At 67.6% G+C, this 22,658-nt stretch carries 20 protein-coding genes; 13 read left to right on the top strand and 7 right to left on the bottom strand.

The features are described from left to right. Window positions 1–9: 9 nt before the first annotated feature. Genes G6N25_RS15970 through G6N25_RS15950 form a run of 5 tightly spaced genes read left to right on the top strand, consistent with a single transcriptional unit; the run spans window position 10 to window position 3,216 of the window. Window positions 10–558 (top strand): FAS1-like dehydratase domain-containing protein, encoded by a 549-nt coding sequence (locus G6N25_RS15970; protein ID WP_083073376.1) that lies wholly within the window; start codon window positions 10–12, stop codon window positions 556–558. Then, window positions 558–974 (top strand): Zn-ribbon domain-containing OB-fold protein, encoded by a 417-nt coding sequence (locus G6N25_RS15965; protein ID WP_083073375.1) that lies wholly within the window; start codon window positions 558–560, stop codon window positions 972–974. Before G6N25_RS15970 ends, G6N25_RS15965 begins: the two co-directional genes overlap by 1 nt. Then, a complete protein-coding gene (locus G6N25_RS15960; protein WP_083073374.1) occupies window positions 971–1,426 on the top strand; it encodes a MaoC family dehydratase in 456 nt (151 codons plus the stop codon). The genes G6N25_RS15965 and G6N25_RS15960 overlap by 4 nt, the downstream gene beginning before the upstream one ends. Further along, window positions 1,423–2,592, top strand: coding sequence for a lipid-transfer protein (locus G6N25_RS15955; RefSeq protein WP_083073373.1), 1,170 nt, complete (start codon window positions 1,423–1,425; stop codon window positions 2,590–2,592). Before G6N25_RS15960 ends, G6N25_RS15955 begins: the two co-directional genes overlap by 4 nt. 9 nt (window positions 2,593–2,601) lie before the next feature. Continuing rightward, entirely contained in the window at window positions 2,602–3,216 is a 615-nt protein-coding gene (locus G6N25_RS15950; RefSeq protein ID WP_083073372.1) for a TetR/AcrR family transcriptional regulator, read from the top strand. 15 nt (window positions 3,217–3,231) lie between these two features. On the opposite strand, the gene G6N25_RS15945 is transcribed toward G6N25_RS15950, so the two are convergent. Further along, complete coding sequence (locus G6N25_RS15945) at window positions 3,232–4,467, bottom strand: ATP-binding protein (RefSeq protein ID WP_232065815.1); 1,236 nt, start codon at window positions 4,465–4,467, stop codon at window positions 3,232–3,234. Window positions 4,468–4,802: 335 nt separating this feature from the next. Between G6N25_RS15945 and G6N25_RS24225 the strand changes: the two genes are divergently transcribed. Next, the gene (locus G6N25_RS24225) at window positions 4,803–6,248 is read left to right on the top strand and encodes a PecA family PE domain-processing aspartic protease (RefSeq protein WP_083073371.1); all 1,446 of its coding nucleotides are present in this window, start codon (window positions 4,803–4,805) and stop codon (window positions 6,246–6,248) included. Window positions 6,249–6,402: 154 nt separating this feature from the next. Here G6N25_RS24225 and G6N25_RS15935 read toward each other — a convergent pair whose 3' ends face one another. Further along, the gene (locus G6N25_RS15935; RefSeq protein ID WP_083073370.1) at window positions 6,403–7,362 is read right to left on the bottom strand and encodes a proline dehydrogenase family protein; all 960 of its coding nucleotides are present in this window, start codon (window positions 7,360–7,362) and stop codon (window positions 6,403–6,405) included. Further along, a complete protein-coding gene (gene pruA / locus G6N25_RS15930) occupies window positions 7,362–8,993 on the bottom strand; it encodes an L-glutamate gamma-semialdehyde dehydrogenase (protein ID WP_083073369.1) in 1,632 nt (543 codons plus the stop codon). The genes G6N25_RS15935 and pruA overlap by 1 nt, the downstream gene beginning before the upstream one ends. Before the next feature lie 83 nt (window positions 8,994–9,076). On the opposite strand from pruA, the gene G6N25_RS15925 reads away from it, so the two are divergent. The 7 genes from G6N25_RS15925 (at window position 9,077) to G6N25_RS15900 (ending at window position 17,147) form a co-directional block, all read left to right on the top strand. Then, the gene (locus tag G6N25_RS15925) at window positions 9,077–10,666 is read left to right on the top strand and encodes a PucR family transcriptional regulator (protein ID WP_142272553.1); all 1,590 of its coding nucleotides are present in this window, start codon (window positions 9,077–9,079) and stop codon (window positions 10,664–10,666) included. A 656-nt stretch (window positions 10,667–11,322) separates the two neighbouring features. Further along, complete coding sequence (gene stf0 / locus G6N25_RS15920) at window positions 11,323–12,126, top strand: trehalose 2-sulfotransferase (RefSeq protein ID WP_083073368.1); 804 nt, start codon at window positions 11,323–11,325, stop codon at window positions 12,124–12,126. Further along, window positions 12,123–13,046 (top strand): sulfate adenylyltransferase subunit CysD, encoded by a 924-nt coding sequence (gene cysD / locus G6N25_RS15915; RefSeq protein WP_083073367.1) that lies wholly within the window; start codon window positions 12,123–12,125, stop codon window positions 13,044–13,046. The genes stf0 and cysD overlap by 4 nt, the downstream gene beginning before the upstream one ends. Then, on the top strand, window positions 13,046–14,929 hold the full coding sequence (cysC, locus tag G6N25_RS15910) for an adenylyl-sulfate kinase (RefSeq protein ID WP_083073366.1): 1,884 nt from the start codon (window positions 13,046–13,048) through the stop codon (window positions 14,927–14,929). The genes cysD and cysC overlap by 1 nt, the downstream gene beginning before the upstream one ends. A gap of 108 nt (window positions 14,930–15,037) precedes the next feature. Next, window positions 15,038–15,205: a hypothetical protein gene (locus tag G6N25_RS23555; protein WP_169924611.1), complete on the top strand. Its 168-nt coding sequence runs from the start codon at window positions 15,038–15,040 to the stop codon at window positions 15,203–15,205. Window positions 15,206–15,209: 4 nt separating this feature from the next. Further along, the gene (locus G6N25_RS15905) at window positions 15,210–16,337 is read left to right on the top strand and encodes a YeiH family protein (protein WP_083073365.1); all 1,128 of its coding nucleotides are present in this window, start codon (window positions 15,210–15,212) and stop codon (window positions 16,335–16,337) included. A 168-nt stretch (window positions 16,338–16,505) separates the two neighbouring features. Further along, window positions 16,506–17,147 carry a GAP family protein gene (locus G6N25_RS15900; protein WP_083073364.1) on the top strand — a complete coding sequence of 214 codons (642 nt, stop codon included), beginning with the start codon at window positions 16,506–16,508 and terminating at the stop codon, window positions 17,145–17,147. A 12-nt stretch (window positions 17,148–17,159) separates the two neighbouring features. Here G6N25_RS15900 and G6N25_RS15895 read toward each other — a convergent pair whose 3' ends face one another. The 4 genes from G6N25_RS15895 to G6N25_RS15880 all read right to left on the bottom strand — a co-directional run bounded on the left by G6N25_RS15895 (window position 17,160) and on the right by G6N25_RS15880 (window position 22,566). Beyond that, a complete protein-coding gene (locus tag G6N25_RS15895; RefSeq protein WP_232065813.1) occupies window positions 17,160–18,437 on the bottom strand; it encodes a cation:proton antiporter in 1,278 nt (425 codons plus the stop codon). 32 nt (window positions 18,438–18,469) lie between these two features. Further along, complete coding sequence (locus G6N25_RS15890; protein WP_179961676.1) at window positions 18,470–19,453, bottom strand: hypothetical protein; 984 nt, start codon at window positions 19,451–19,453, stop codon at window positions 18,470–18,472. Between the two features lie 694 nt (window positions 19,454–20,147). Further along, window positions 20,148–21,332 (bottom strand): PPE family protein, encoded by a 1,185-nt coding sequence (locus tag G6N25_RS15885; protein WP_083073362.1) that lies wholly within the window; start codon window positions 21,330–21,332, stop codon window positions 20,148–20,150. Between the two features lie 88 nt (window positions 21,333–21,420). Beyond that, complete coding sequence (locus G6N25_RS15880; RefSeq protein WP_083073418.1) at window positions 21,421–22,566, bottom strand: PPE family protein; 1,146 nt, start codon at window positions 22,564–22,566, stop codon at window positions 21,421–21,423. Between the last annotated feature and the right edge of the window lie 92 nt (window positions 22,567–22,658).

The raw sequence follows: 22,658 nt of genomic DNA, 5'->3' as shown, positions 1-22,658 counted from the left end.
ACCACGTTGGTGACCGATCAAGAGACCGAATTCCACGCCAAGCTGCGGGCGCTCGTCGGGCAGCCCACGGGCGGCACCGGAAAGCCTTCGGTGGCACCGGATCCGGTCAATCAGCCGATGATCCGGCACTGGGCGCACGCGCTCGACGACATGAACCCCGTCTACCTCGATCCGGAGTTCGCGGCGTCGTCCCGGTTCGGCGGCATCGTGTCACCGCCGGTCATGCTGCAGACCTGGGTCATGCCGTCGCCCAAACTGGAAGGGATCGGAGACCGAGGCGGCGCCCCGATCGAAATCGAAGCCAACCCAACGGCATTCCTCGACGAGGCCGGGTTCACCAGCACGGTGGCGGTCAACTCGGAGTTCGAGATCGAACGCTATCCTCGCCTCGGCGACGTCATCAGCGGGATGGCGGTGTATGAAGACGTCTCCGACGAGAAGAAGACGGCGCTGGGCACCGGCTACTTCCTGACCTGGGTGACGACCTACACCGACCAGAACGGTGAAGTGCTGGGGCGACAGCGATTCCGGGTGCTGCGATTCAGGCCGGAGCGCTGATGGCGACCCGACTGGCGCCGGCGATCAGTCCGGACACCGAGTTCTTCTGGAACGGGTTGCGCGAGCACAAGCTTCTGATCCAGCGCTGCGGCGGATGCGGCGCGCTGCGCCATCCGCCCCGGCCGATGTGTCCGAAGTGCCGTTCCCTGATGTGGGAGGCGATCGAGTCGTCGGGCCGCGGCACGGTCTACAGCTACGTGATGCCGCTGGAACCCCGGTTCCCCTTCTTCGACTATCCCTACATCGTCGTGTTGGTGGAGCTCGACGAGGGGGTGCGGCTGGTTTCGAACCTGTGCGGCATCGAGCCGGCCGACGTCACGGTCGGGATGCCGGTCGAGGTTTATTACCAGACCTTCGACGGCGCCGAGGGAGACCTTGTGCTGCACCAGTTCCGGCCGACAGAAGGAAGCCGATGACGACCGTCAAGAGCCGCACCACGACGCTGCAGTGGGCCGACATCAACGTCGGCGACGAGGCGAGCCCACTCGAGATCCCGATCACCACAACGATGATCGTCGCCGGCGCGATCGCCACGCGCGACTTCATGCCGGTGCACCACGACCGCGACTACGCCAACAAGCAGGGCTCGCCCAACCTGTTCATGAACATCCTGACCACCAACGGGTATTGCGTGCGTTTCCTCACCGACTGGGCCGGCCCCGAGGCGATGGTCAAGAACCTGTCGATTCGCCTTGGCGTGTCGTGCTTTCCCGACGACCCGCTGCGCTTCACCGGCAGCGTGACCGGCAAAACCGAGGGTTCAGGGGGCGAGAACTTCGTCGAGGTCACCTTCAAGGGCACCAACAGCCTCGGCGATCACGTCTCGGGCACCGCGGTGCTCAGCCTGCTCGACGGGGACCGGGCATGAGAAGCTCGCTGCCCGGCAGCTGCGCCATCGCGGGCATCGGCCAGACCGAGTTCTCCAAGGAATCCGGGCGCAGCGAGCTGCAATTGGCCTGTGAGGCAGTCAGTGCCGCGCTCGACGACGCCGGCCTGGCGCCCGGCGACGTCGACGGCATGGTCACGTTCACCATGGACTCCAGCGACGAGATCGACGTCGCCCGCAACGTGGGCATCGGCGACCTGAACTTCTTTTCCCGCGTGCACCACGGCGGCGGGGCGGCGGCGGGCACCGTGGTGCACGCGGCGATGGCCGTCGCGACCGGCGTGGCCGACGTGGTGGTGTGCTGGCGCGCGTTCAACGAGCGGTCCGGGTTTCGCTTCGGCGGCAGCGGACGCACCAGCGCCGAAACCCCGCTGTTCATGGCGCATTACGCGCCCTTCGGGTTGCTCACGCCCGCGGCGTGGGTCGCGCTGCACGCCCAGCGCTACATGTCGACGTACGGGGTGACCAACGAGGACTTCGGCCGCATCGCCGTCGTCGACCGCGCGCACGCGGCCACCAACCCCGACGCCTGGTTCTATCAGCGCCCCATCACGCTGGCGAACCACCAGAGTTCCCGCTGGATCGTCGAACCCGTGCTGCGCCTGCTGGATTGCTGCCAGGAAAGCGACGGCGGGGTCGCGCTCGTGGTGACCAGCGCCGAACGCGCCCGCGACCTGCGCCAGCCGCCGGCGATCATCACCGCGGCCGCCCAGGGCGCGGCCTACGAGGGCGAGATGATGACCAGCTACTACCGCGAGGACATCACCGGGCTGCCCGAGATGGGGGTGGTCGCCGAACGGCTGTGGCGCGATTCGGGCCTCAAGCCGCAGGACATCCAAACCGCCTTCATCTACGACCATTTCACGCCGTTCGTGTTCACCCAGCTCGAGGAGCTCGGTTTCTGCGGGCGCGGTGAGGCCAAGGACTTCGCTACCATCGAACGGCTGTCACTCGGCGGCGAGCTGCCGATCAACACCAACGGCGGGCTGCTCGGCGAGGCCTACATCCACGGCATGAACGGCATCACCGAGGGCGTGCGCCAGGTGCGCGGCACCTCCTACAACCAGGTCGACAACGTCGAGCACGTGCTGGTCACCTCGGGGACCGGCGTGCCCACCAGCGGTCTGATTCTCGCGCCGGTCGACTGAGGGTGCGGAATGACCCAGGCTTCCGCGTTGACCCAGGCGACCGATACCCGCGAGCTGATCGTCGAGTCCGCGTACGCGTGCTTCCGCCGAGAAGGGCTGCAGAAGACGACGATCGTCGATATCGCTAGGACCGCCAACGTATCCCGGAGCACGGTCTACGAGTACTTCAGCGACAAGGGTGCCGTTCTCGAGGCCTGCGCCGAGCACGCGTCCGAGCAGTTCTACCGCGAGATGTCCCAAGCGATGGACCGGGGCGGGTCCTTGGAGGAAAAGCTCAGCCACGCAGCGGTATTCGTGACGCAGGCGCGGCGCGCCATCGCGTCCGGGAAATACTTCGACGAAGACGCGATCAGCCTGCTGCTGACCAAGGACGCCGGCGTGCTGCTGCGCGAATGCGTCGACTTCTTCGCGCCCCACCTCTCCGCCGCCAAGCTCACCGGTGAGGTCCGCAAGGACCTCGACGTGCGGGCCGCCGGCGAATGGTTTGCGCGCATACTGTTTTCGCTCTTCAGCACGCCGTCGTCGACATTGGACATGGACGATCCCGAGGTCGTCGCCGAGTTCGTGCGCGCGCACGTGGTGCGTGGCTTCGCCGGCGATCGCCCGCGGCCCAGGCGGGCATAAAGCCGGTTGACACCGTCAGGCCGTGGCTGTCAGCCACAGGGCACTCACCGGTACGGCGAGCATCTTTGGCCCAAAGGACAGGGTTTGCGGTCCGGTATGCATGACGATGCCGGCACGAAAATCGTCGCCGATCCGCTGGGCGAGGTGGCGTAGTCCGCGGAAGTCGTTGGGCCCGACCGTAGATGCTGCTTTGACCTCGATGCCCACGACGTCGCCCCGCCGATTTTCGAGTACGGCATCGACCTCAACTTGATCCCTGGTTCGGTAGTGGAAGAGCGCAACTTCTTCCTCGCACCAGGTCAGCTGGCGTGCCAGTTCCATCAGAACGAATCCCTCGAGGAGCGGCCCGAACTGACCGGTAGGCCGCAGGATGCTGCGGGCGTCCGCGCCGATCTGGTGTGCCGCGATGCCGGAGTCGACGAACGCGAGCTTGGGGGTTGTGGTTGCTCTGCTGCTGATGTTTCGGGACCACGCCGGTATCCGCTTGACGAGAAAGACCTCTTCGAGCAGTGCGACATACTTCTTCACCGTCGCGGCGCCGAGTCCGAGTTCGTTGCTCAATGTGGCGATGGACAGCAGCTGCCCCGATCGAGCGGCCAGCATCTGGACAAGCGCGCGCATCTCGGTTGTTCGCTCGATCTCCGACAATTGCTGCACGTCGCGCGCGATGAGATCGCCGACGTAGGAATTGAAAAAGTTGCGGCGTCGGCGCTCGTTGGTTCGCGCAACTGCCTCAGGAAAGCCTCCGCGAACAAGTCGGTCGGCGTACTCCGCTCGTGAAACCGTAGAGCTGTGGCGCAGTCCCCCGTAAGCGGAGGGTGCCTCCAGGTCGCCCTGGGTGAACACGGCGTCGACGAATCCGTCAGGGGCGCTGTCGATCTCGCCCTGGGAGAAGGGCCAGAGCTCAATAGTCTCCATTCGGCCCACGAGAGTGTCGGGCAGGGATCGCAAGCCGAGCACGCGCGCCGATCCCGTCAGCAGGAAGCGCCCGGGTGTGGGGTCTGCATCCACTTGCGCCTTGATCGACAGCAGCAGATCGGGTGCTCGTTGGACCTCGTCGATGACCATCGGGCCGGGCTGGTCGACGAAGCCGTCCGGATCCTCAAGCGCAGCCTGGCGGGTCAAGGCGGTATCGAGATCACGCCATTCGGCGTCGCGGCCCTTTGCAACGAGGCGAACCAGAGTGCTCTTGCCGCTTTGCCGGGCACCGTTGACGAGCACCACCCGGGTGTCCTCCAGTGCCGCGTTCACAGCGGCCTCGGCGTGTCTAGGCAAGGCCGGGCCAAGTATGGTTCGCATCCACGCTCCCGCCGTCTGGTCCACCGTCGCGTGTGGATCTGCCGCCATCTTACCCGTGGATCTGCCGCAAGGTAGCGCGTGGATCTGCCGCAAGGAGGCGCGTGGATCTGCCGCAAAGACTCGCTGCCAATTGGCACGTGGATAACCGGAGGGATCGCTCACGCGGCCGCGCCGAGCATGTTCCTACGTAAGACTTTCTAGACAAACAGCCAGTGACCTGGTAAGACCTCACGGACGCCCCTGCACCTGGGGCATTAGATGAGGCCGAGACGACCGCGGAGGCTGGCGTGTCACTTCTGGTTGCAGCCCCTGAGCTGTTGTCTTCGGCAGCAACGAATTTGGAAAGCATAGGCTCGGCACTGGATGCGGCCCACGCGGCGGTTGCCACTCCGACCACCCAGCTTGTGGCCGCCGGCGCCGACGAGGTCTCGACGGCCGTGGCTGCGGTATTCGCGGGGTACGGGCAGCAGTATCAGGCGCTTGCCGGGCAGGTCGCGGCCTTTCATGGTTGGTTCACGGGCACCCTGGCCACGAACGCGAATTCGTATGCGGCCGCCGAGGCCACCAACATCCAGCAGCTGCTGTCGGGCGTGGTCAGCGGGCCCGTCCGGGAGCTGACCGGGCGCCCGCTGATCGGCAACGGCGCCAACGGATACACCAATTCTCAAGGGGTGGGGACGCCGGGTGGCGCCGGCGGATGGTTGTACGGCAACGGTGGCAGCGGCGGCAACAGCACCTACGGCGGAGCGGCCGGGGGCGCCGGCGGCGCCGGCGGATGGTTGTTGGGCAACGGCGGCGCGGGCGGGGCCAGCGGGCCCGGCGGTGTTGGCGGGGCGGGAGGAGCCGCCGGCTTGCTGTCGGGCGTCGTCGGGGCCACCGGCGTGAGCACGCCTCTGGCGGCCAACGAGACCATCATCTCTGTGGATCAATACGGCAACGCGATAGTAAACATCTCCGTCGGCGGCGGACCGAGCGTGGGCGCGATAGTTGACACCGGATCCACCGGTCTTCTGCTCCCACGCCAAGACGTCAACATAGCCAGCCTCGGCAACCCCACCGGGTCGGGCGCCGTCACTTACGGCGACAGCGTCAACTATGAAACGATCCACTACGAGACGTACCAAACGACGGTGAACCTTGGGAATGGCATCGTCACGACGCCGACCAGCGTCGACGTCGCCACCTCAGCGACCCAGACGATCAATGGCGTGACAAACCCTGTCCAGCTCTCTTCGGTGCCAGCCATTTTGGGCGTCGGGCCCAATGACGGGTATCCGATCTCCACCCCGGTGACCTCGGCGTTGCCGGGCACCCTCGACGAGGGTGTGCTCATCAACGAACCCCAGGGTCTGCTGGAGTTCGGCTCCAACCCGCTGACCCCCGTTACCACCCTTACCGGATCGCCGATGACCAACCTGGAGATACAGATCGATGGCGGTTCTCTGCAAACCGCTAACGGCGCGTTCATCGATTCCGGTGGCTTGACCGGAGCCATCCCGTCGAACCTGATATCGGGTGTTTCGGCCGGCAATACGGTTCCGACCGGAACGACTTTGACGGTCTACACCAGCGGCGGTCAGGAGCTGTACTCGGAAACCGTCACCGGCGCCGACGCACCCTATGTCGTGTCCTCGAGTGACCCGTTCAATACCGGGAATTACCTCTTCTCGCTGGACCCGGTCTACATTTCGAACAGCCCCAGCGGCGTGGGAATGACCATCATCGACGCATGACGCTTAGTGCCCCGTGCGTTCGCATAGCGCCCCTTGCGTTGAGTGTGAAGCGTGGGCTTTCGGTGTGACGCTAGGGCGTCGATCCGGCGGATTTTCCGCCCAGGGCTCACGCGCGAATCCCTGAACGCACACTCGACGGGTCGACCAGCCGGCCCTACCGTCGCCGCGCCAGCGCCCGCAGGAAGAACGTCAGGTTGGCCGGCCGCTCGGCGAGCCGCCGCATGAAGTATCCATACCACTGGGTGCCGAACGGCACATACACCCGGACCTGGTTGCCGGAGCCTGCCAGCCGTCGCTGTTCGCCGTCGCGGATGCCGTACAGCATCTGGTATTCGAAATCCGCAACGCCGCGGCCCGATTCGCGGGCCATGCCGGGGACCGCGGCGATGATCGCCGGGTCGTGGGAGGCCACCATCGGATAGCCCGACCCGGCCATCAGCACCCGGAGGCAGGCCAGATACGACTCGGTGGCCTCGGCGCGGTCTCGGTAGGCCACCGACGCCGGCTCGTCGTAGGCGCCCTTGCAGAGTCGGATCCGGGCCCCGGACACGGCGAATTCCTGGCAGTCGCCGAGGGTGCGCCGCAGGTAGGCCTGCAAAACCGTGCCCAGCCAAGGGAAGTCGGCCCGCAGGTCGCGGACGATGGACAGCGTCGACTCCGTGGTGGTGTGGTCCTCGGCGTCCACGGTGACCCAGAGGCCGGCGCGCTGCGCGGCGTCACAGATCGACCAGGCGTTCTCCCGGGCGATCTTGTCTCCGTCGCGCTGCAGCGACTGCCCGAGCGCGGACAACTTGACCGAGACCTCCAGCGGTCGGATGGCCGCGAAATCGTCGGGGCGGCGCAGTTTTTCGATGAGATCCAGGTAGACGCGCACCGCCGCGTCGGCGTCGTCGACGTCGGAGACGCCCTCGCCCAGATAGTCGACGCTGACGTAACGTCCCGACTCACGCAGGGCGGCAACGACATCCATCGCGGACGCGATCGTCTCCCCCGGCACGAACCGGTGCACGACCTTGCGGGTGACCGGCAGCCGTTCGGCGGTCCGGCGCAATCCCTCCCGCCGGCCGGCGGCCATGATCGCCGGCCGAAGGGTGTTGGCGAACGCCCCGGCCATCACTTCGCCGCCATGTGCGGGTAGGTGTGGTCGGTGGCCGGGACGAACGTCTCCTTGATGGTGCGGGCCGACGTCCAGCGCAACAGGTTCAGCACCGATCCGGCCTTGTCGTTGGTGCCCGAGCCGCGCGAGCCGCCGAACGGCTGGCGCCCGACCACCGCGCCGGTCGGCTTGTCGTTGACGTAGAAATTCCCGGCGGCGAACCGCAGCCGGTCCTGCGCGGTCAGCACGGCGGCGCGGTCGTCGGCGATGACCGCGCCGGTCAGCGCGTAACGGGATCCGGTGTCGATGACGTCGAGGATTCGTCCGTACTGGTCGTCGGGGTAGACGTGCACCGACAGCAGCGGGCCGAAGTACTCGGTCGCAAACGATTCGTCGGCCGGGTCGTCGGACAGCAACACGGTCGGTCGCACGAAATACCCGATCCTGTCGTCGTATTCGCCTCCCACCGCGATGGTGACGCCGGGCGCGCCCTTCGCCCGCTCGATGGCGTTGACGTTCTTGACGAAGGCATGCCGGTCGATCAGCGCACCGCCGAAGTTGGTCAGGTCGGTGACGTCGCCGTAGCGCAGCGCGGCGGTCGCGCCCAGGAAGTCGTCGCCCATGCGCCGCCACAGCGAATGCGGGATAAACGCCCGCGACGCCGCCGAGCACTTCTGGCCCTGGTAGTCGAACGCCCCGCGAATCAGCGCCGTGCACAACACATCCGGCCGCGCCGAGGCGTGCGCGACGACGAAGTCCTTGCCGCCGGTCTCGCCGACCAGCCGCGGATAGCTGTGGTAGCGGCCGATATTGGCGCCCACCCGCTGCCAGAGCTGCTGGAAGGTAGCCGTCGACCCGGTGAAGTGAATGCCGGCCAGCCGCGGATCGGCCAGTGCCACATCGGAAACCGCGAAGCCGTCGCCGGTGACCAGGTTGAGGACGCCGGGCGGCAGCCCCGCCGCCTCGAGCAGCTGCATGAGCAGATAGGCCGACCGCGTCTGGGTGATCGACGGCTTCCACACCACGGTGTTGCCCATCAGCGCCGGCGCGGTCGGCAGGTTCCCGGCGATCGAGGTGAAGTTGAACGGCGTGATCGCGTAGACGAAGCCGTCCAGCGGGCGGTAGTCGCTGCGGTTCCACTCGCCGGGTCCGCTGATCGGCTGCTGCGCCAGGATCTGGCGGGCGAATGCGACGTTGAACCGCCAGAAGTCGATGAGCTCGCACGGCGCGTCGATCTCGGCCTGGTAGGCGGATTTGGATTGACCGAGCATCGTGGCGGCCGCGATCCTCTCCCGCCACGGCCCGGCCAGCAGGTCGGCCGCACGCAGGAACACCGCGGCGCGCTCGTCGAAAGGCATTGCGGACCAGGAGTTCTTGGCGGCCGTCGCGGCCTCGATGGCCGCCGCCGCGTCGGCGTGCACGGCGTTGGTCAGCGTGCCCAGCCTCGCGGCGTGCCGGTGCGGCTGGACGACGTCGATCCGCTCGCCGTCGCTCATCCGGTGTTTGCCGCCGATGACGTGCGGAAGGTCGATCGGGTGGTCGGCCTGCGCGGCGAGTTCGTCGAGCAGCCGGGCGCGTTCCGGGGAACGCGGCGCGTAGTCATGGGCCGGCTCGTTGGCCGGTATCGGCACCTGGGTGATCGCGTCCATGCTGCCAGGATCCCCGGCGCGGCGGCGCGTCGTATTAGCTGTTCAGACAAGATCTACTGGGCTAAGTAGTACGATCAAACAATATGGGAGTGGCCGGCGTCGGGTTGGGTCAACTGGTGCTCGCGCTGGACGCGACCCTGGTCAGCCTGGTGGACGCGCCGAGGGGCCTGGACCTTCCGGTGGGCTCGGCGGCGCTGATCGATTCCGACGACGTGCGGCTGGGCCTGGCGGCGGCGGCAGGCTCCGCCGACGTCTTCTTCCTGCTGGGGGTCACCGACGACGAGGCGCTGCAGTGGATGGTCAAGCAGGCGCGGGAGCGCGTGCCGGCGGCGATCTTCGCCAAGAAGCCGTCGGCCGCGCTGGTGGCCGCGGCGGTCGCCGCCGGGTCGGCGGTGGTGGCCGTCGAGCCAAGGGCCCGGTGGGAGCGGCTCTACCAGTTGGTCAACCGCGTGCTGGAGCACCACGGGGACCCGGTGGACGACTCGGGCACCGACCTGTTCGGTCTGGCACAGTCGCTGGCCGAGCGCATCCACGGCATGGTCAGCATCGAGGACGCCCAGTCGCATGTGCTGGCCTATTCGGCCTCCAACGACGAGGCCGACGAGCTGCGCCGCCTTTCCATCCTTGGCCGCGCCGGGCCGCCCGAGCATTTGGAGTGGATCGGCCAGTGGGGCATCTTCGATGCGCTACGGGCCGGCGGCGAGGTGGTGCGCGTCGCCGAGCGTCCGGAGTTGGGCCTGCGCCCGCGGCTGGCGATCGGGATTCATCAGCCGCCCGCCGGCGCGCGCCGACCGCCGGTGTTCACCGGCACCATCTGGGTGCAGCAGGGGTCGCAACCCCTGGCCGACGACGCCGAGGAGATGTTGCGCGGCGCGGCGATTCTGGCCGCCCGCATCATGTTTCGGCTGGCGGCCCGGCCGTCCACGCACGCGCGGCGGGTTCAGCAACTTCTGGGCCTGACGGACGGCGAGCCCGCCGACGTGGCGGCCATCGCCCGCGAGCTTGGCCTCACCGCCGACGGCGCCGCCGCCCTGATCGGCTGGGACACCGCCGACGCCGGGGCCCGTCATCCCCGGCTGTCCGACGTCTTAGCGTTAAGCGCCAGCGCTTTTCGCCGCGATGCCCAGGTGGCGTCGCGCGGGTCGCGAATCTATGCGCTGCTACCCCAGGCCGCGACGACGCGGTCGGTCGCCTCGTGGGTCCGCGGCACGATCGGCGCCCTGCGCACCGAAATGGGCGTCGAACTGCGGGCCGCCATCGCCGCGCCGGTCGCCGGAGTGGCGGAGGTTGCCGCGGCGCGCGCCGAGGTCGACCGCGTGCTCGATAGCGCCGAGCGACACCCGGTTTCGATTGGGCAGGTCACGTCGCTGGCCGAGGCGCGCACCACCGTTTTGCTCGACGAGATCGTCACCGTGGTCGGCGCCGACGAGCGACTGGTTGATCCGCGAATCCGCGACCTGCGCGAGCGGAACCCTGTGCTGGCCGAGACGCTGCGGACCTATCTGGACAGCTTCGGTGACATCGGCGCCGCCGCGCAGTCGCTGCGAGTGCATCCCAACACCGTGCGCTACCGGGTGCGGCGGATCGAGAAGCTGTTATCGGCCTCGCTGTCCGACCCCGAAGTGCGGCTGGTGTTTTCGCTGGGGCTGCGGGTGACCGAACGCCCGGCCTAGTGGCGGAGCGGACGTGAACACCCGGCCGGGTCGGGCACGCCGTGGTGGTCACATGTGTCACTCGCGTCTCGGCTTCGGAGGCACCTACTTCGCTGCCCGCCTCATAGCGACACGCGTGGTCAGCCTGTCGCTGTGAGGCGGGCACATCGCCTATGCCTCCCAGCGAGTTACGGATGTGACAACGGGTCGGCAAGCAGCCCGTTCCACCCGGGGCGCTGCTTGTCGTTGGGGTCGCTAGGCACTGGCGAGCACGCGATTCCTTGCAACCCAGTCGTCGATGTGGCGCATGGTCACGGGTAGCGCCTCCCCAAAAAAGACGAGGTGGTCGGAACGGGGAATCTCCACATAGGCCGGGGACCATCGACTGCGGTCCGCACGGGGCCTGTGCGACCGACCGCTGCCCGACGGCGCCACCATCTGGACCTCACCCCGCGGCCCGCCCCGCATCTGCCTACCGGCGAAATACCTTCTACCCCAAAAGAATATCGACCACCACCCGATGACCGCGACATCATGATGCCCGGACGACACCGAACGCAACCACCCGCCCGCCCTATGAGCGGGCCGTGAACCTTCGCGCCCCACGGAATAGTTATGCTCAGCGTGAGGCTAAGTCAAAGTGTTGCAGCGGATTTGCGTCCGGTTAGGCTTCCCTGGTGACCGAAGGCCCGTCGTCGTACCTGGTGCTGGCTTCCCAGCGCAGCGGCAGCACGCTGCTGGTGGAATCGCTGCGCGCGACCGGCGTGGCCGGCGAACCCCAGGAGTTCTTCCAATATCTGCCGGCCACCAGCCAGGCCCCGCAGCCGCGGGAATGGTTCGCCGGCGTGGACGACGAGTCGATCCTGAGCCTGCTCGATCCGCTCGACGAGGGTAAGCCCGACCTCGCGCCGGCGACGACCTGGCGCGACTACATCCGCACCGTGGGGAGGACACCGAACGGCGTGTGGGGCGGCAAGCTGATGTGGAACCAGACGCCGCTGCTGTTGAATCGCGCCCGCGAACTGCCGGACCGCTCCGGCGACGGCCTGCTGGCCGCGATCCGCGACGTGATCGGCGAGGAACCGCTCCTGGTCTATGTCTATCGGCCCGACGTGGTGTCGCAGGCCGTGTCGTTCTGGCGGGCGGTGCAGACGCGGGTGTGGCGGGGCAGGCCCGATCCGGTCCGCGATGCGCGCGCCACCTATCACCCCGGGGCGATCGCCCACGTCGTCACCATGCTGCGCGCCCAGGAACAGGGTTGGCGAAACTGGTTCGCCGAAGAGGACATCAAACCCATGGAGATCTCCTATCCGGTGTTGTGGCGCAATCTGACTCAGGTGGTGGGCACCATTCTCGGGGAGCTTGGCCTCGACCCGCGGCTGGCGCCCCACCCGGTGCTGGAGCGACAGGCCGACCAGCGTTCCGACGAGTGGGTGGACCGCTACCGGGCCGACGCCGAGAGAGAGGGGCTACCGACGTGACCGCGACCGCGCCGACAGAAACGCGGCAAGTCGACGAACTGCGGCTGCTGGAAGCCGAGGCGGTGCACATCATCCGCGAGGTCGTCGCCGAGCTGGAGCGGCCCGTCCTGCTGTTTTCGGCGGGCAAGGACTCGATCGTGCTGCTTCGCCTGGCGGAAAAGGCTTTTCGGCCGCTGCCCCTGCCATTCCCGGTGATGCACGTCGACACCGGCCACAACTTTCCCGAGGTGATCGAATTCCGCGACCGCAGGGTCACCGGCCGGGGGCACAAGCTGATCGTCGCCTCGGTCCAGGAATCCATCGACAACGGCCGCGTCCCCGACCCCGGGCCCAGGGCCTCACGCAACCGGGCGCAGACCCGCACGCTGCTCGACGCGCTGGAGGCCGGCGGCTTCGACGCGGCCTTCGGCGGCGCCCGCCGCGACGAGGAACGCGCCCGCGCCAAGGAACGCATCCTGAGCTTCCGCGACGAGTTCGGCCAGTGGGACCCGCGCGCGCAGCGCCCCGAGCCGTGGTCGCTCTACAACGGCCGGATCAAGAGGGGCGAGCAGGTGCGGGTGTTCCCGCTGAGCAACTGGACCGAGCTCGACGTGTGGCGCTACATCGAGCTGGAAAACCTTGAGATACCGTCGATTTACTACGCGCACGAGCGGGAGGTGTTCGAGCGCGACGGCATCCTGCTCGCGGTGTCGGAGCATGCCGCGCCGCGGCATGGCGAAACCTCCGCCGTGGAGTGGGTGCGGTACCGCACCGTCGGCGACCTGACCATCACCGGGGCGGTGCGTTCCAGGGCCACCGAGATCTCCGGTGTCATCGCCGAGATCTCCGCGGCCACGGTCTCCGAGCGCGGCGAGACGCGCGCCGACGACCGCACCTCGGCCGCCGCGATGGAGGACCGCAAGCGAGAGGGCTACTTTTGATGACCGCGACCGTCACCCGTCAGCTGCTGCGCATCGCCACCGCGGGTTCGGTGGACGACGGCAAGAGCACCCTGATCGGGCGGCTGCTGCACGACACCGACAGCCTGCCGCTCGACCACCTGGAGGCCGTCACCGACGACGAGGGCGTCGCCGACCTGGCGGCGCTGTCGGACGGTCTGCGCGCCGAACGCGAGCAGGGCATCACCATCGACGTCGCCTACCGCTTCTTTTCCACCGAGACCCGCAGCTACATCCTGGCCGACACGCCCGGCCACGAGCGCTACACCCGCAACATGTTCACCGGCGCCTCCAACGCGCATGTGGCCATCCTGCTGGTCGACGCGCGCGCCGGGGTGCTACGGCAGACCCGCAGGCACGCGCGGATCGCAAAGCTGTTGGGCATCAAGCACTTTGTCGCGACGGTGAACAAGATCGACCTCATCGACTTCGACCCGGCCACGTTCGCCGGGGTGCAAGACCAGCTGCGCCAGTTGGCGGCACGCCTCGGCGACATCGACGTCACGGTGATCCCGATCGCGGCCAAGCACGGGGACAACGTCGTGCACCGCTCCGACCGCACCCCGTGGTACACCGGCCCCACGCTGCTGGAGTACCTGGAAAGCGTGGAACTGGCCGCGCCGCAGGCCGAAGCGTCGCGGCTGCGGTTGCCGGTGCAGTGGGTGTCGCGGCCGACCGCCAACGCCCGCCGCCGCTACACGGGGCGGCTCGCGGCGGGCACGCTGCGCGTCGGCGATCCGGTGGTCTCGCTGCCCGCCGGCACCCGCTCGACGGTGACCGCGCTGGACACCCTCGACGACGACCGCGCCACAGCCGTTGCGCCGCTGTCGATTTCGATCGAGCTGGCCGACGACATCGACGTGGGACGCGGCGACGTGCTGGTCAGCGGCGCCGACGACGCGACTTGGCCGGTGCTCGCCCGAGAGCTCGACGCGACCGTGTGCTGGTTCGTGGACTCGCCGCTGCGGGCCGGCGACCGGCTGGCGCTCAAGCAAACCACCACGACGGTCCGCGCGACCGTGCAGGAGCTGCACACGCGGCTGGACCCCGAAACGCTCGACGAGCTCGACGGGCCAGTCGAGTTGGCGCTCAACGACATCGGCACCGTGACGCTGCGAACCAGCTCCGTCGTCATCGCCGACAGCTACGCCGACAACCGCGACAGCGGCGCGTTCATCCTGATCGACGAGGCCACCAACGACACCGTCGGCGCCGGCACCGTCATCGAGGCGCGGGAGGTCAAGCCGGGCACCCACCCGCGCACCGACATCCGCTGGCACCCTTCGGCGCTGGACCGTCGCCACCGCTGGCGGGCCACCGGACAGGCGGGCGCGACGATCTGGTTCACCGGGCTGCCCGCATCCGGCAAGTCGACGGTCGCGGTGGCGGTGGAGCGCGCGCTCGTCGAATCGGGGCGGGTGGCCTACCTGCTCGACGGCGACAACCTGCGCCACGGCCTGTCCGACGACCTGGGCTTCTCCCCCGGCGACCGCACCGAAAACATCAGGCGCGTCGGCCATTTGACCCGGCTGCTGGCCGACGCGGGCGTCGTCGCGCTGGCGTCGCTGGTGTCGCCGCTCAAGTCCGACCGTGACACCGCCCGCGCCCTCAACGACGCCGCCAAGCTGCCCTTCATCGAGGTGCACGTCGCCACGTCGCTGGCCGAATGCGAGAAGCGGGACCCCAAGGGCCTCTACGCGCGCGCCCGCCGCGGCGAGCTCACGGGCCTCACCGGGGTCGACGCGCCGTACGAGCCGCCCGAGAACCCCGACCTCGTCCTCGATACCACAGGCGCCAACATCGACGAGCTGGCCGCGCGGGTCATCGTCCTGCTCGACGAGGTCAGCCCGCGCCCGCGGAGCTAAATTCAGCCCGAGCTAATCACTTGGTCCGCGGGACGGTCCGGGCAACTATTGCCCTGGCAAAAGTTTGCCTGGGTAACGGCCGCTGTGGGCGCGTGAGGAGCAATCATCGTGAGTGAAGACGGCCCGACGGACGGCGGCGGGGACACCGGCGCGCCGCGGCGGAGCGATTGGGGCGAGCGAGTCGGCTCGATATCGGTGGACTGGTGGGCGACCCTGGTGGCCGGTGTGATCGCCGCGTTGGCGGTGGCCAACGTGCTCCCGAAGATCCCGTGGTGATCGCATGAGCACCACTCGCATCGAGTCCATCGAGCCGGAAGAGACGGTGGACGAGCCCGCCTTCACCAGCAGGCGGGCGCTGGACTACGTGCCGGGCATCCTGCTGCTGATCGGCGTGGGCCTGTTGGGCAAATACGCGGAGATCTGGTGGAAAGCGCTGGCCAAACACGAACACTGGCGCGTGCCCGATATCGAATACGTGTTGTGGGCCATCGTGATTGGGCTGCTCATCACCAATACCGTCGGCCTGCATCGGATATTTCGACCCGGCGTGCAGACCTACGAGTTTTGGCTCAAGGCCGGGATCGTGGTGCTGGGAGCCCGATTCGTGCTCGGCGATATCGCGAAACTTGGCGGGCTGAGCCTGATCCAGATCCTGGTGGACATGACGGTCGCGGGAACCATCATCATCGTCGCCGCGCGCGCGTTCGGGTTGTCCGGCAAGCTGGGCTCGTTGCTGGCGATCGGCACGTCGATCTGCGGGGTGTCGGCCATCATCGCGGCCAAGGGCGCGATCCGGGCCCGCAACTCCGATGTCGGGTATGCCATCGCGGCGATCCTGGCGCTGGGCGCGGTGGCACTGTTCGTGTTGCCGCCGTTGGGACATGCGATCGGCCTGACGGATCGCGAATTCGGCATCTGGGCGGGGCTCGCGGTGGACAACACCGCCGAAACCACCGCCACGGGTTATCTGTTCTCCGACCACGCCGGCAAGATCGCCGTGCTGGTCAAGTCGACCCGCAACTCGCTGATCGGGTTCGTTGTCCTGGGCTTCGCGCTGTATTGGGCCGCGCGCGGGCAGGCCGACGAGATCGCCCCGGGCGCGACGGCCAAGGCGGCGTTCATCTGGAAGAAGTTCCCGAAATTCGTGCTCGGTTTCTTGGCGGTCTCGGCGATCGCGACCGCGGGCTGGCTGACCAAGGGCCAGACCGCCAACCTGGCCAACGTGTCGAAGTGGGCGTTCCTGCTGACCTTTGCCGGTGTCGGCCTGAACACCGACATTCGCCAGATCGCGCGCACGGGGTGGCGCCCGCTCGTCGTCGCGGTGATAGGGCTCACCGTGGTCGCGTCGGTTTCGCTGGGCATTGTCCTGCTCACCTCGCGCGTGTTCCATTGGGGCGTAAGCGCGTAGACCGCCGGCGAGGCCGTCGCGCGTCAAGACGGTAACCTGGCGCCCATGCAGAATTCGTCCGTCGTCACCCTGCCGCGCGAACGCACGACGAGCGGCAAGATCCGGCGGGCCGCGTGCGTGGAGCGGTGCCGGCAGCGCCGGTTCGACGCCTGAGCGGCGTCAGACCGTATGTGGATCACCGTCCTGGTGATGGCCCTCGCCGTGAGCCTCGAACCGTTCCGGATCGGCATGACGGTGCTGATGCTGAGCAGGCCCCGGCCGCTGCTGCAACTGCTCGCATTGCTGTGCGGCGGCTTCGCGATGGGAACGACCGTCGGCCTGGTCGTCCTGTTCGTCTTGCGACGCCGGCTGCTGGGGTCGACGTACTTCACGTTGCCCAGGGTCCAGATCTTCATCGGCGTGCTGGCGCTGTTGGTCGCCGCCGTGCTGCTCGTCATGAAACGCGGCGACGGGCCGGGGAAGCTCACGACGTGGACCCGACGGCTGCTGCACGGGCCTTCGTTGTGGGTCGCGGGGGTGGCCGGGCTGGGAATCGCGCTGCCGTCCGTGGATTATCTGGCCGCGCTGGCCGTCATTCTGGCCTCCGGCGCCGCGGCCATGACACAGGTCGGCGCGCTGCTGGTGTTCAACGTCGTGGCCTTCGCGCTGGTGGAGATCCCACTGCTCGCGTACCTGCTGGCGCCCCGGACCACGCGCACGTGGATGACGGCCTTGCACAACTGGATCCGGTCGCGTCGCCGCATCGAGGTGGCCGCCCTGCTGGCCGGGGTCGGCTGCGTCCTGCTCACGGTGGGCTTGACCGCTCTGTGACGACTCGCGCGATCATCCCGCCCCCCGGCCGACGGCGCGATCGCCGTTTGCGCGCGGCACGCGCGCGGCGTCCCGCGGCGCGTCGGATCCCAACAGCGGCCAGCCTTTACGCAGCACGTAGTCGATCCAGGCGCCGGCGAACTGCGAGGTGAGCACGGCCGCGACCACCAGCGTGGTGTAGAACTTCGAGCTGATGATGCCGGCGTCGAACGCGACGCTGGCCAGCACGATGCCCGGGCCGCCGCGGGCGTTGGTGGTGATCCCGAGGTTGATCAGATCGAGGCCCCAGAAACCGGCGAGCCGCCCGGCGAGCGCGACCGACAGCATTTTGACCACGCAGGTGCCGACGATGAAGATGGCCATCATCGGCAACGACACGCCCCGGATGAGGTCCAGCTTCAGGCCGACGATCGCGAAGTAGACCGGAATGAAGAAGGCGAAGGACACCTTGCTGATCGCCCCGATGGAGTCCTCGAAGATTCCGCGTTCGTTGTCGACGAGGGCAAAGCCGGCGAGGAACGCGGCGAACACCAGGTTGACGTCGAGCGCTCCGGCGACCGCGCAGTAAGCGAGCAACACCGCGATCGCGTAGCCGGTGGGCGAATACCGCGCCAACGCGTTCCAGCGAGCCTTGTTGATGCGCTTGACGGCGCGGGGGACAAGCGTAAGCCCGAGAACGAAATAAGCCACCGTCACCAGCAGATGCAACGACATCAGCCACGGATTCAGATGCGACTTCGCCGCGATGGAGGTCGCGATCGCCAGCGCCAGCCACAGCACGATGTCCTCGAGCACGGCGACGCCGAGGATGAGGCGCGCGAAACGTGTGTCCAGGATCTTCAGGTCGGCAAAGATTTTCGACACCACCGGCACCGAAGTGACGGCGACGCCCACCGCCAGAATGATGATCAGGGACACGCGGTTGCCGTGCGGTCCGGCCAGGCTCGGACGAATGAGATGGGACCCGAAGGTCAGCCCGAGCAGGAACGGTACGCCGGTCCCGACGACGACGAGCCAACTCACGGTCCGGCGCTCGCCCCGGCCGAACAGCTGCTGCACCTCGGCGCCGGAGACGAACATCAGCAACAGGAGCCCGAGCCAGTAGACGAAACTGAGGATCTGGCTATCGTGCCTGGCGGTGCTCATGAGGTGCTCGACGAACGGCAACCGGCCCAGCAGCGCCGGACCGAGTGTGATGCCGGCCAGGATCTCCCCCACGACCTTCGGCTGACCGAGCTTTACGAATAGATATCCCAGCAATTGGGCCAGACCGACCAGCACAAAAAGCACAAATATGACCGCAGTCAATTGAGCGTTCGACACTAGACACTCCTCAATGTATCGGGGGCGTTCCGGCCGGCGCCGCCATGGCCGAGGACCCATCGTTGGTACAGCTGGTGGGCGAGCGTCAGTGCTCCTGCCCCGATGGCAACGGAAAGGGGGTATTGGATGCTGGGCGAACCGATGACGAGCGGAAGCAGCCCGATCGCCAACGCGGGCGGCAGATGAAGTTTCAGGAGGCGCAGCACGACGACGCCGGCGACCATTGCGCAGGCGGCCGCGATACCGCCGCTTCCGAAGAGGCTCACCGCGACCCATCCCGCGACCGACGTCAGAAAGCACGCGGCGGGAAGGGCCAGCGGCTTCCCCGCCCAGGGGCATGTCGTGGGGTGGGCGAACATCTCGTAGGCGATGACGATCAGCGGGGGGAACAGGATCAGCCGCAGCCCCGAGGCCGTCGCACCGAACGCCATCGCGGTCAAAAACGCGAAATAGGGCAGGACCCAGGCATTTCCGGTGGGAACAGTCTCGAGAACATCGTCGATGTTCGGGGCCGAAGCCCCACCGGCATGCGCGTACTTTCGCCGGCAATGCCTTTGCCAGGACACCAAAATGAGCACCAGCACCGCCAGGCTCAGCGCTACGGAAGCGGGATAGAGCCAGCTCTTGATGCCTAGGAAGAGTGGCAGCACGCCGGCTGCGATAGCCGGGGCGATATCCGAGTTGAGCAGGGCAAGCAGGAGCACACACACGCAGACCACGACCAGAATGGCCGGCACACCGAAGCGAAGCTCCCGGGTGATCGACGTCCCGACGACCGCCGCGAGGGCCGGCGTAGCGATGAGCCGCCCCGGTTGACTCGCCCACCTTCCCCACGGCCGGGTCAATACGTCGTGCGAAAGCGCCGCAAGCCCGGGGAACAACAGGTAATGCCAGCCGTCGCACTGGGCTGCCACCACGATATAGGCCAGCGCGACGGTCTCCGCGAGGAGGCGATCGCGGAGTGCCAAACCTCGGTCAGCCATAAACTCTGGCACCCTTGGCGTCACGCAGCCGAACTTCGCTCCGGCTCAGAGGCTTTCGCCGGTTTCGAGCCAGTGGGCGCACAAAAACCGCCCTTCTCTAAATATCGCGCGTGCGAATACCCATGTGATGGAAGAAAGTCCGTCCGAAGAAGCCCAAAGAGGATTGCGGGAGGTGGGCGTGACACTTGTCCCGGGCGTCCACAGGGGAAGCCGCTCGCGCTCGTTCGGTTCCACGCGGTCGGCGGCGCCGACGATTGTTGACGATTAGCGTCTGTATATGCTACTGCGAGCAGGTCCATGCGATCGGCGTCTACGAACTGCGCATCTTTTAGCGATGCCGATCCACACACCGCCGCTTGCCGTCCTTGCGATGTTACAAATTGCCTCTTTGGGGAATTTTTACTCATCATGATTCTTTTGCGATCATGGTCGGTCAAACTGACGACAGGCTGTATGCTGCTTGAGCGTTTCCTGTTCGTCCCGCACGCGTTAGCGCTGAACGTCCAATCGGCGGCCGCGCGTCATTATGGTTCTGGCCAGGCCTCGGGACCTCCGGCGCAACGGGATTCGCGTATTTCCCGGAGGTGTGTTGGTTCGCAAACGCAGCGTGCCATTTCGCCGTGAGGTCTACGGTCGTGAACATCAAGGGCGGCAAGATCTTTCGACTGACGACGGGTGGGCTGAGCGTGATGCGTTATCCGCCGATAGCGGGGCGGGGCATCGTGAAGCGGCGACGTCCGTTGCGCAATACGACGCCGCCCGTGGGCCGCGTCTCCGTCGCCGCCGTCGGCAACGCGCCCCACGCGCTCGTCGGTGGATTTGCGTTCGCGGCCGGGGCCGCCCGGAAATCCGTTCCCGACAACGGTGTTGGCCCACCGACGGCACTGGCGACCTGATCCGGCGCCACCCAGCTCTGCGGGACGGACAATTTCCCCACCGGAGCCGCATTGCCCACGCTCGCAAGCACTGGGCCACCGCGAGCGGCCCGCGAACCCAGGACGTCGGCCTCAGACGTAGCCTCCTTGGCGGCGGCCTTGGCCGCCTGGAGCTGAGACAAGCGAAGCCCCGTCCCGAATTGCCCCGTTGAGAATACGGCGTAGGTCGTCGACCAAAACGGTTGCGCCGGGCTGACGACAAGAATGTCGAAATTGCTGAAGGCCGTGAGGATCGACGAGAAGGCGCCCGCCGGCGTGGGGTCCGCCGCGGAACCGTTCACCGACCCACCTGACGCCAGGGTTTGCAGCTCGTGCGGCAGGACGGACATCAGCTCCGGCAGCGTTACGTGACTCTGCCCCGTGGAGGTGCCCACGGCTTGGGCCACAGCGGTCGCCTGGGCGGATTGGCCGCCGGCATTCGTGGTCCGCGGCGGTTCGGGAAACGGCGTCAGCGCGGTCGCGGCCGACGAGGACGCGGCATAGCCGTACATGGCGGCGGCATCCTGGGCCCACATCTCGGCGTAGTCGGCCTCGGTGGCCGCGATCGCCGGTGTGTTCTGCCCAAAGAAGTTGGTGGCAACCAGTATCGCCAACTGCATGCGGTTGGCCGCGACCACCGGCGGGGGCACCGTCGCGGCGAATGCCGCCTCATAGGCGGCGGCCGCCGTTCGGGCCTGGCCGGCGGCTTGCTCGGCCTGCGCCGCCGTCGTCGCCGCCCACGCCACATACGGTGCGGCCGCGGTCGCCATCGCGATCGATGCTCCGCCCGACCACGTCTGACCCTGGAGCTCCGAGAGGGTCGAAGAGTAACCGGCCGCATACAACTCCAGCTGTGCGGCCAGCGCGTCCCACGCCGCCGCGGCCGCCATCATCGGTCCCGATCCCGGACCTGAATACATTCTGGCCGAATTGATCTCGGGCGGCAGCGCCCCGAAATCAAGCATCGGCGTTCCTTCCTCAACCGTCTCTCAACCGTCGCCCGCGACCAACCAGTCGCGGCCGTCCTGCCCGCGCGACGCGCGCGGTTACCAACTAGCCGCCAAGGGAAGGGCGGGGCATCTTGAATTGGCGTGGCGCCACGCGCAGCACGTTGTTGACCGAGGGACGCGACAACAGCCCTGACGTGCTCCCGCCGCCCGCCGGTGGGACGCCGTTCCACATGTTGGTTGCCGGGACTTCCTGCCACGACGGGCCACCGTCGAGTTCGGAGTCCGGCAACCAATTCGGCTCGGCAATGGCGGCGGCCGCGGGATTTGTCGCCGCCCAGCTCTGCGGGACGGACAGTTTCCCGACCGTCGTCGCGTTGCCCGCGCTGGCAAACACCGGACCGGGCCCCGCGGCGGTGCTGGCCGCCTTGGCGGCATCGCCGGCCGCCTGGACGTTGGATCGGAACAGCCCGGTCCCGAAGCTTCCCGCCGACGTGTACGTGCGGCTGATGCCGTCGCCGAGATTTATTGGCGCGGTGAGGGTATTGAAGCTGCTGAAGGCCGTGAGCAAGGACGACGGCACCAACGAGGTGGGCGCCGCCGATGTGGAAGAGCCCGAAGATCCCGCTGCCGCGAGGGCCTGTAGCTGTTGCGGCACAGCCGATATCAGCTGCGACAGGGTCGCCCGGGATTGTCCGGCGGATTGGGCAGGCGGACCGGCGGCGGTGGTCGTCTGTGGCGGCTCGCCGAATTCCCTCAGCGACGTGGCCGCCGACGACGACGCCGCGTAGGTGTACATGGCGGTGGCATCCTGAGCCCACATCTCCTCGTAGGCTGCCTCGGTCTCCCCGATCATCATGGTGTTCTGTCCGAAGATGTTGGTGGCCACCAAGTTCGCCAACTGGATGCGGTTGGATGTGACAAGCGCGGGAGGCACCGTGGCGGCGAATGCCGCCTCGTAGGCCGCCGCGGCGGCGCGAGCCTGACTGGCGGCCTCCTCGGCCTGGGCTCCCACGGTCGTCATCCATGCCACATACGGCGCGGCCGCACTGGCCATCGCGACTGACGCAGGCCCGGACCAACTTTCGCCCTGCAACCGCGCGATCACCGAGGAATAGCCCCGCGAGACCGAATCCAACCCGTTGGCGAGTATGTCCCAGGCCGCCGCCGCAGCCATCATCGGCGCCGAGCCTGGACCCGAATATATCCTGGCCGAGTTGATTTCTGGTGGCAGCGTCCCGTAATCCAGCATCAGTGTTCCCTTCAGCGGCCGGCCCCACACGGCGATCCGCGGCGGTGAGCCCGCTGAGCGAGTCCGATCACGTGCCCAACCGGCAACGCCCT

This window comes from Mycobacterium heidelbergense (assembly GCF_010730745.1).
Taxonomy (GTDB): Bacteria; Actinomycetota; Actinomycetes; order Mycobacteriales; family Mycobacteriaceae; genus Mycobacterium; species Mycobacterium heidelbergense.
This window is presented reverse-complemented; position numbering and strand designations above follow the sequence as displayed.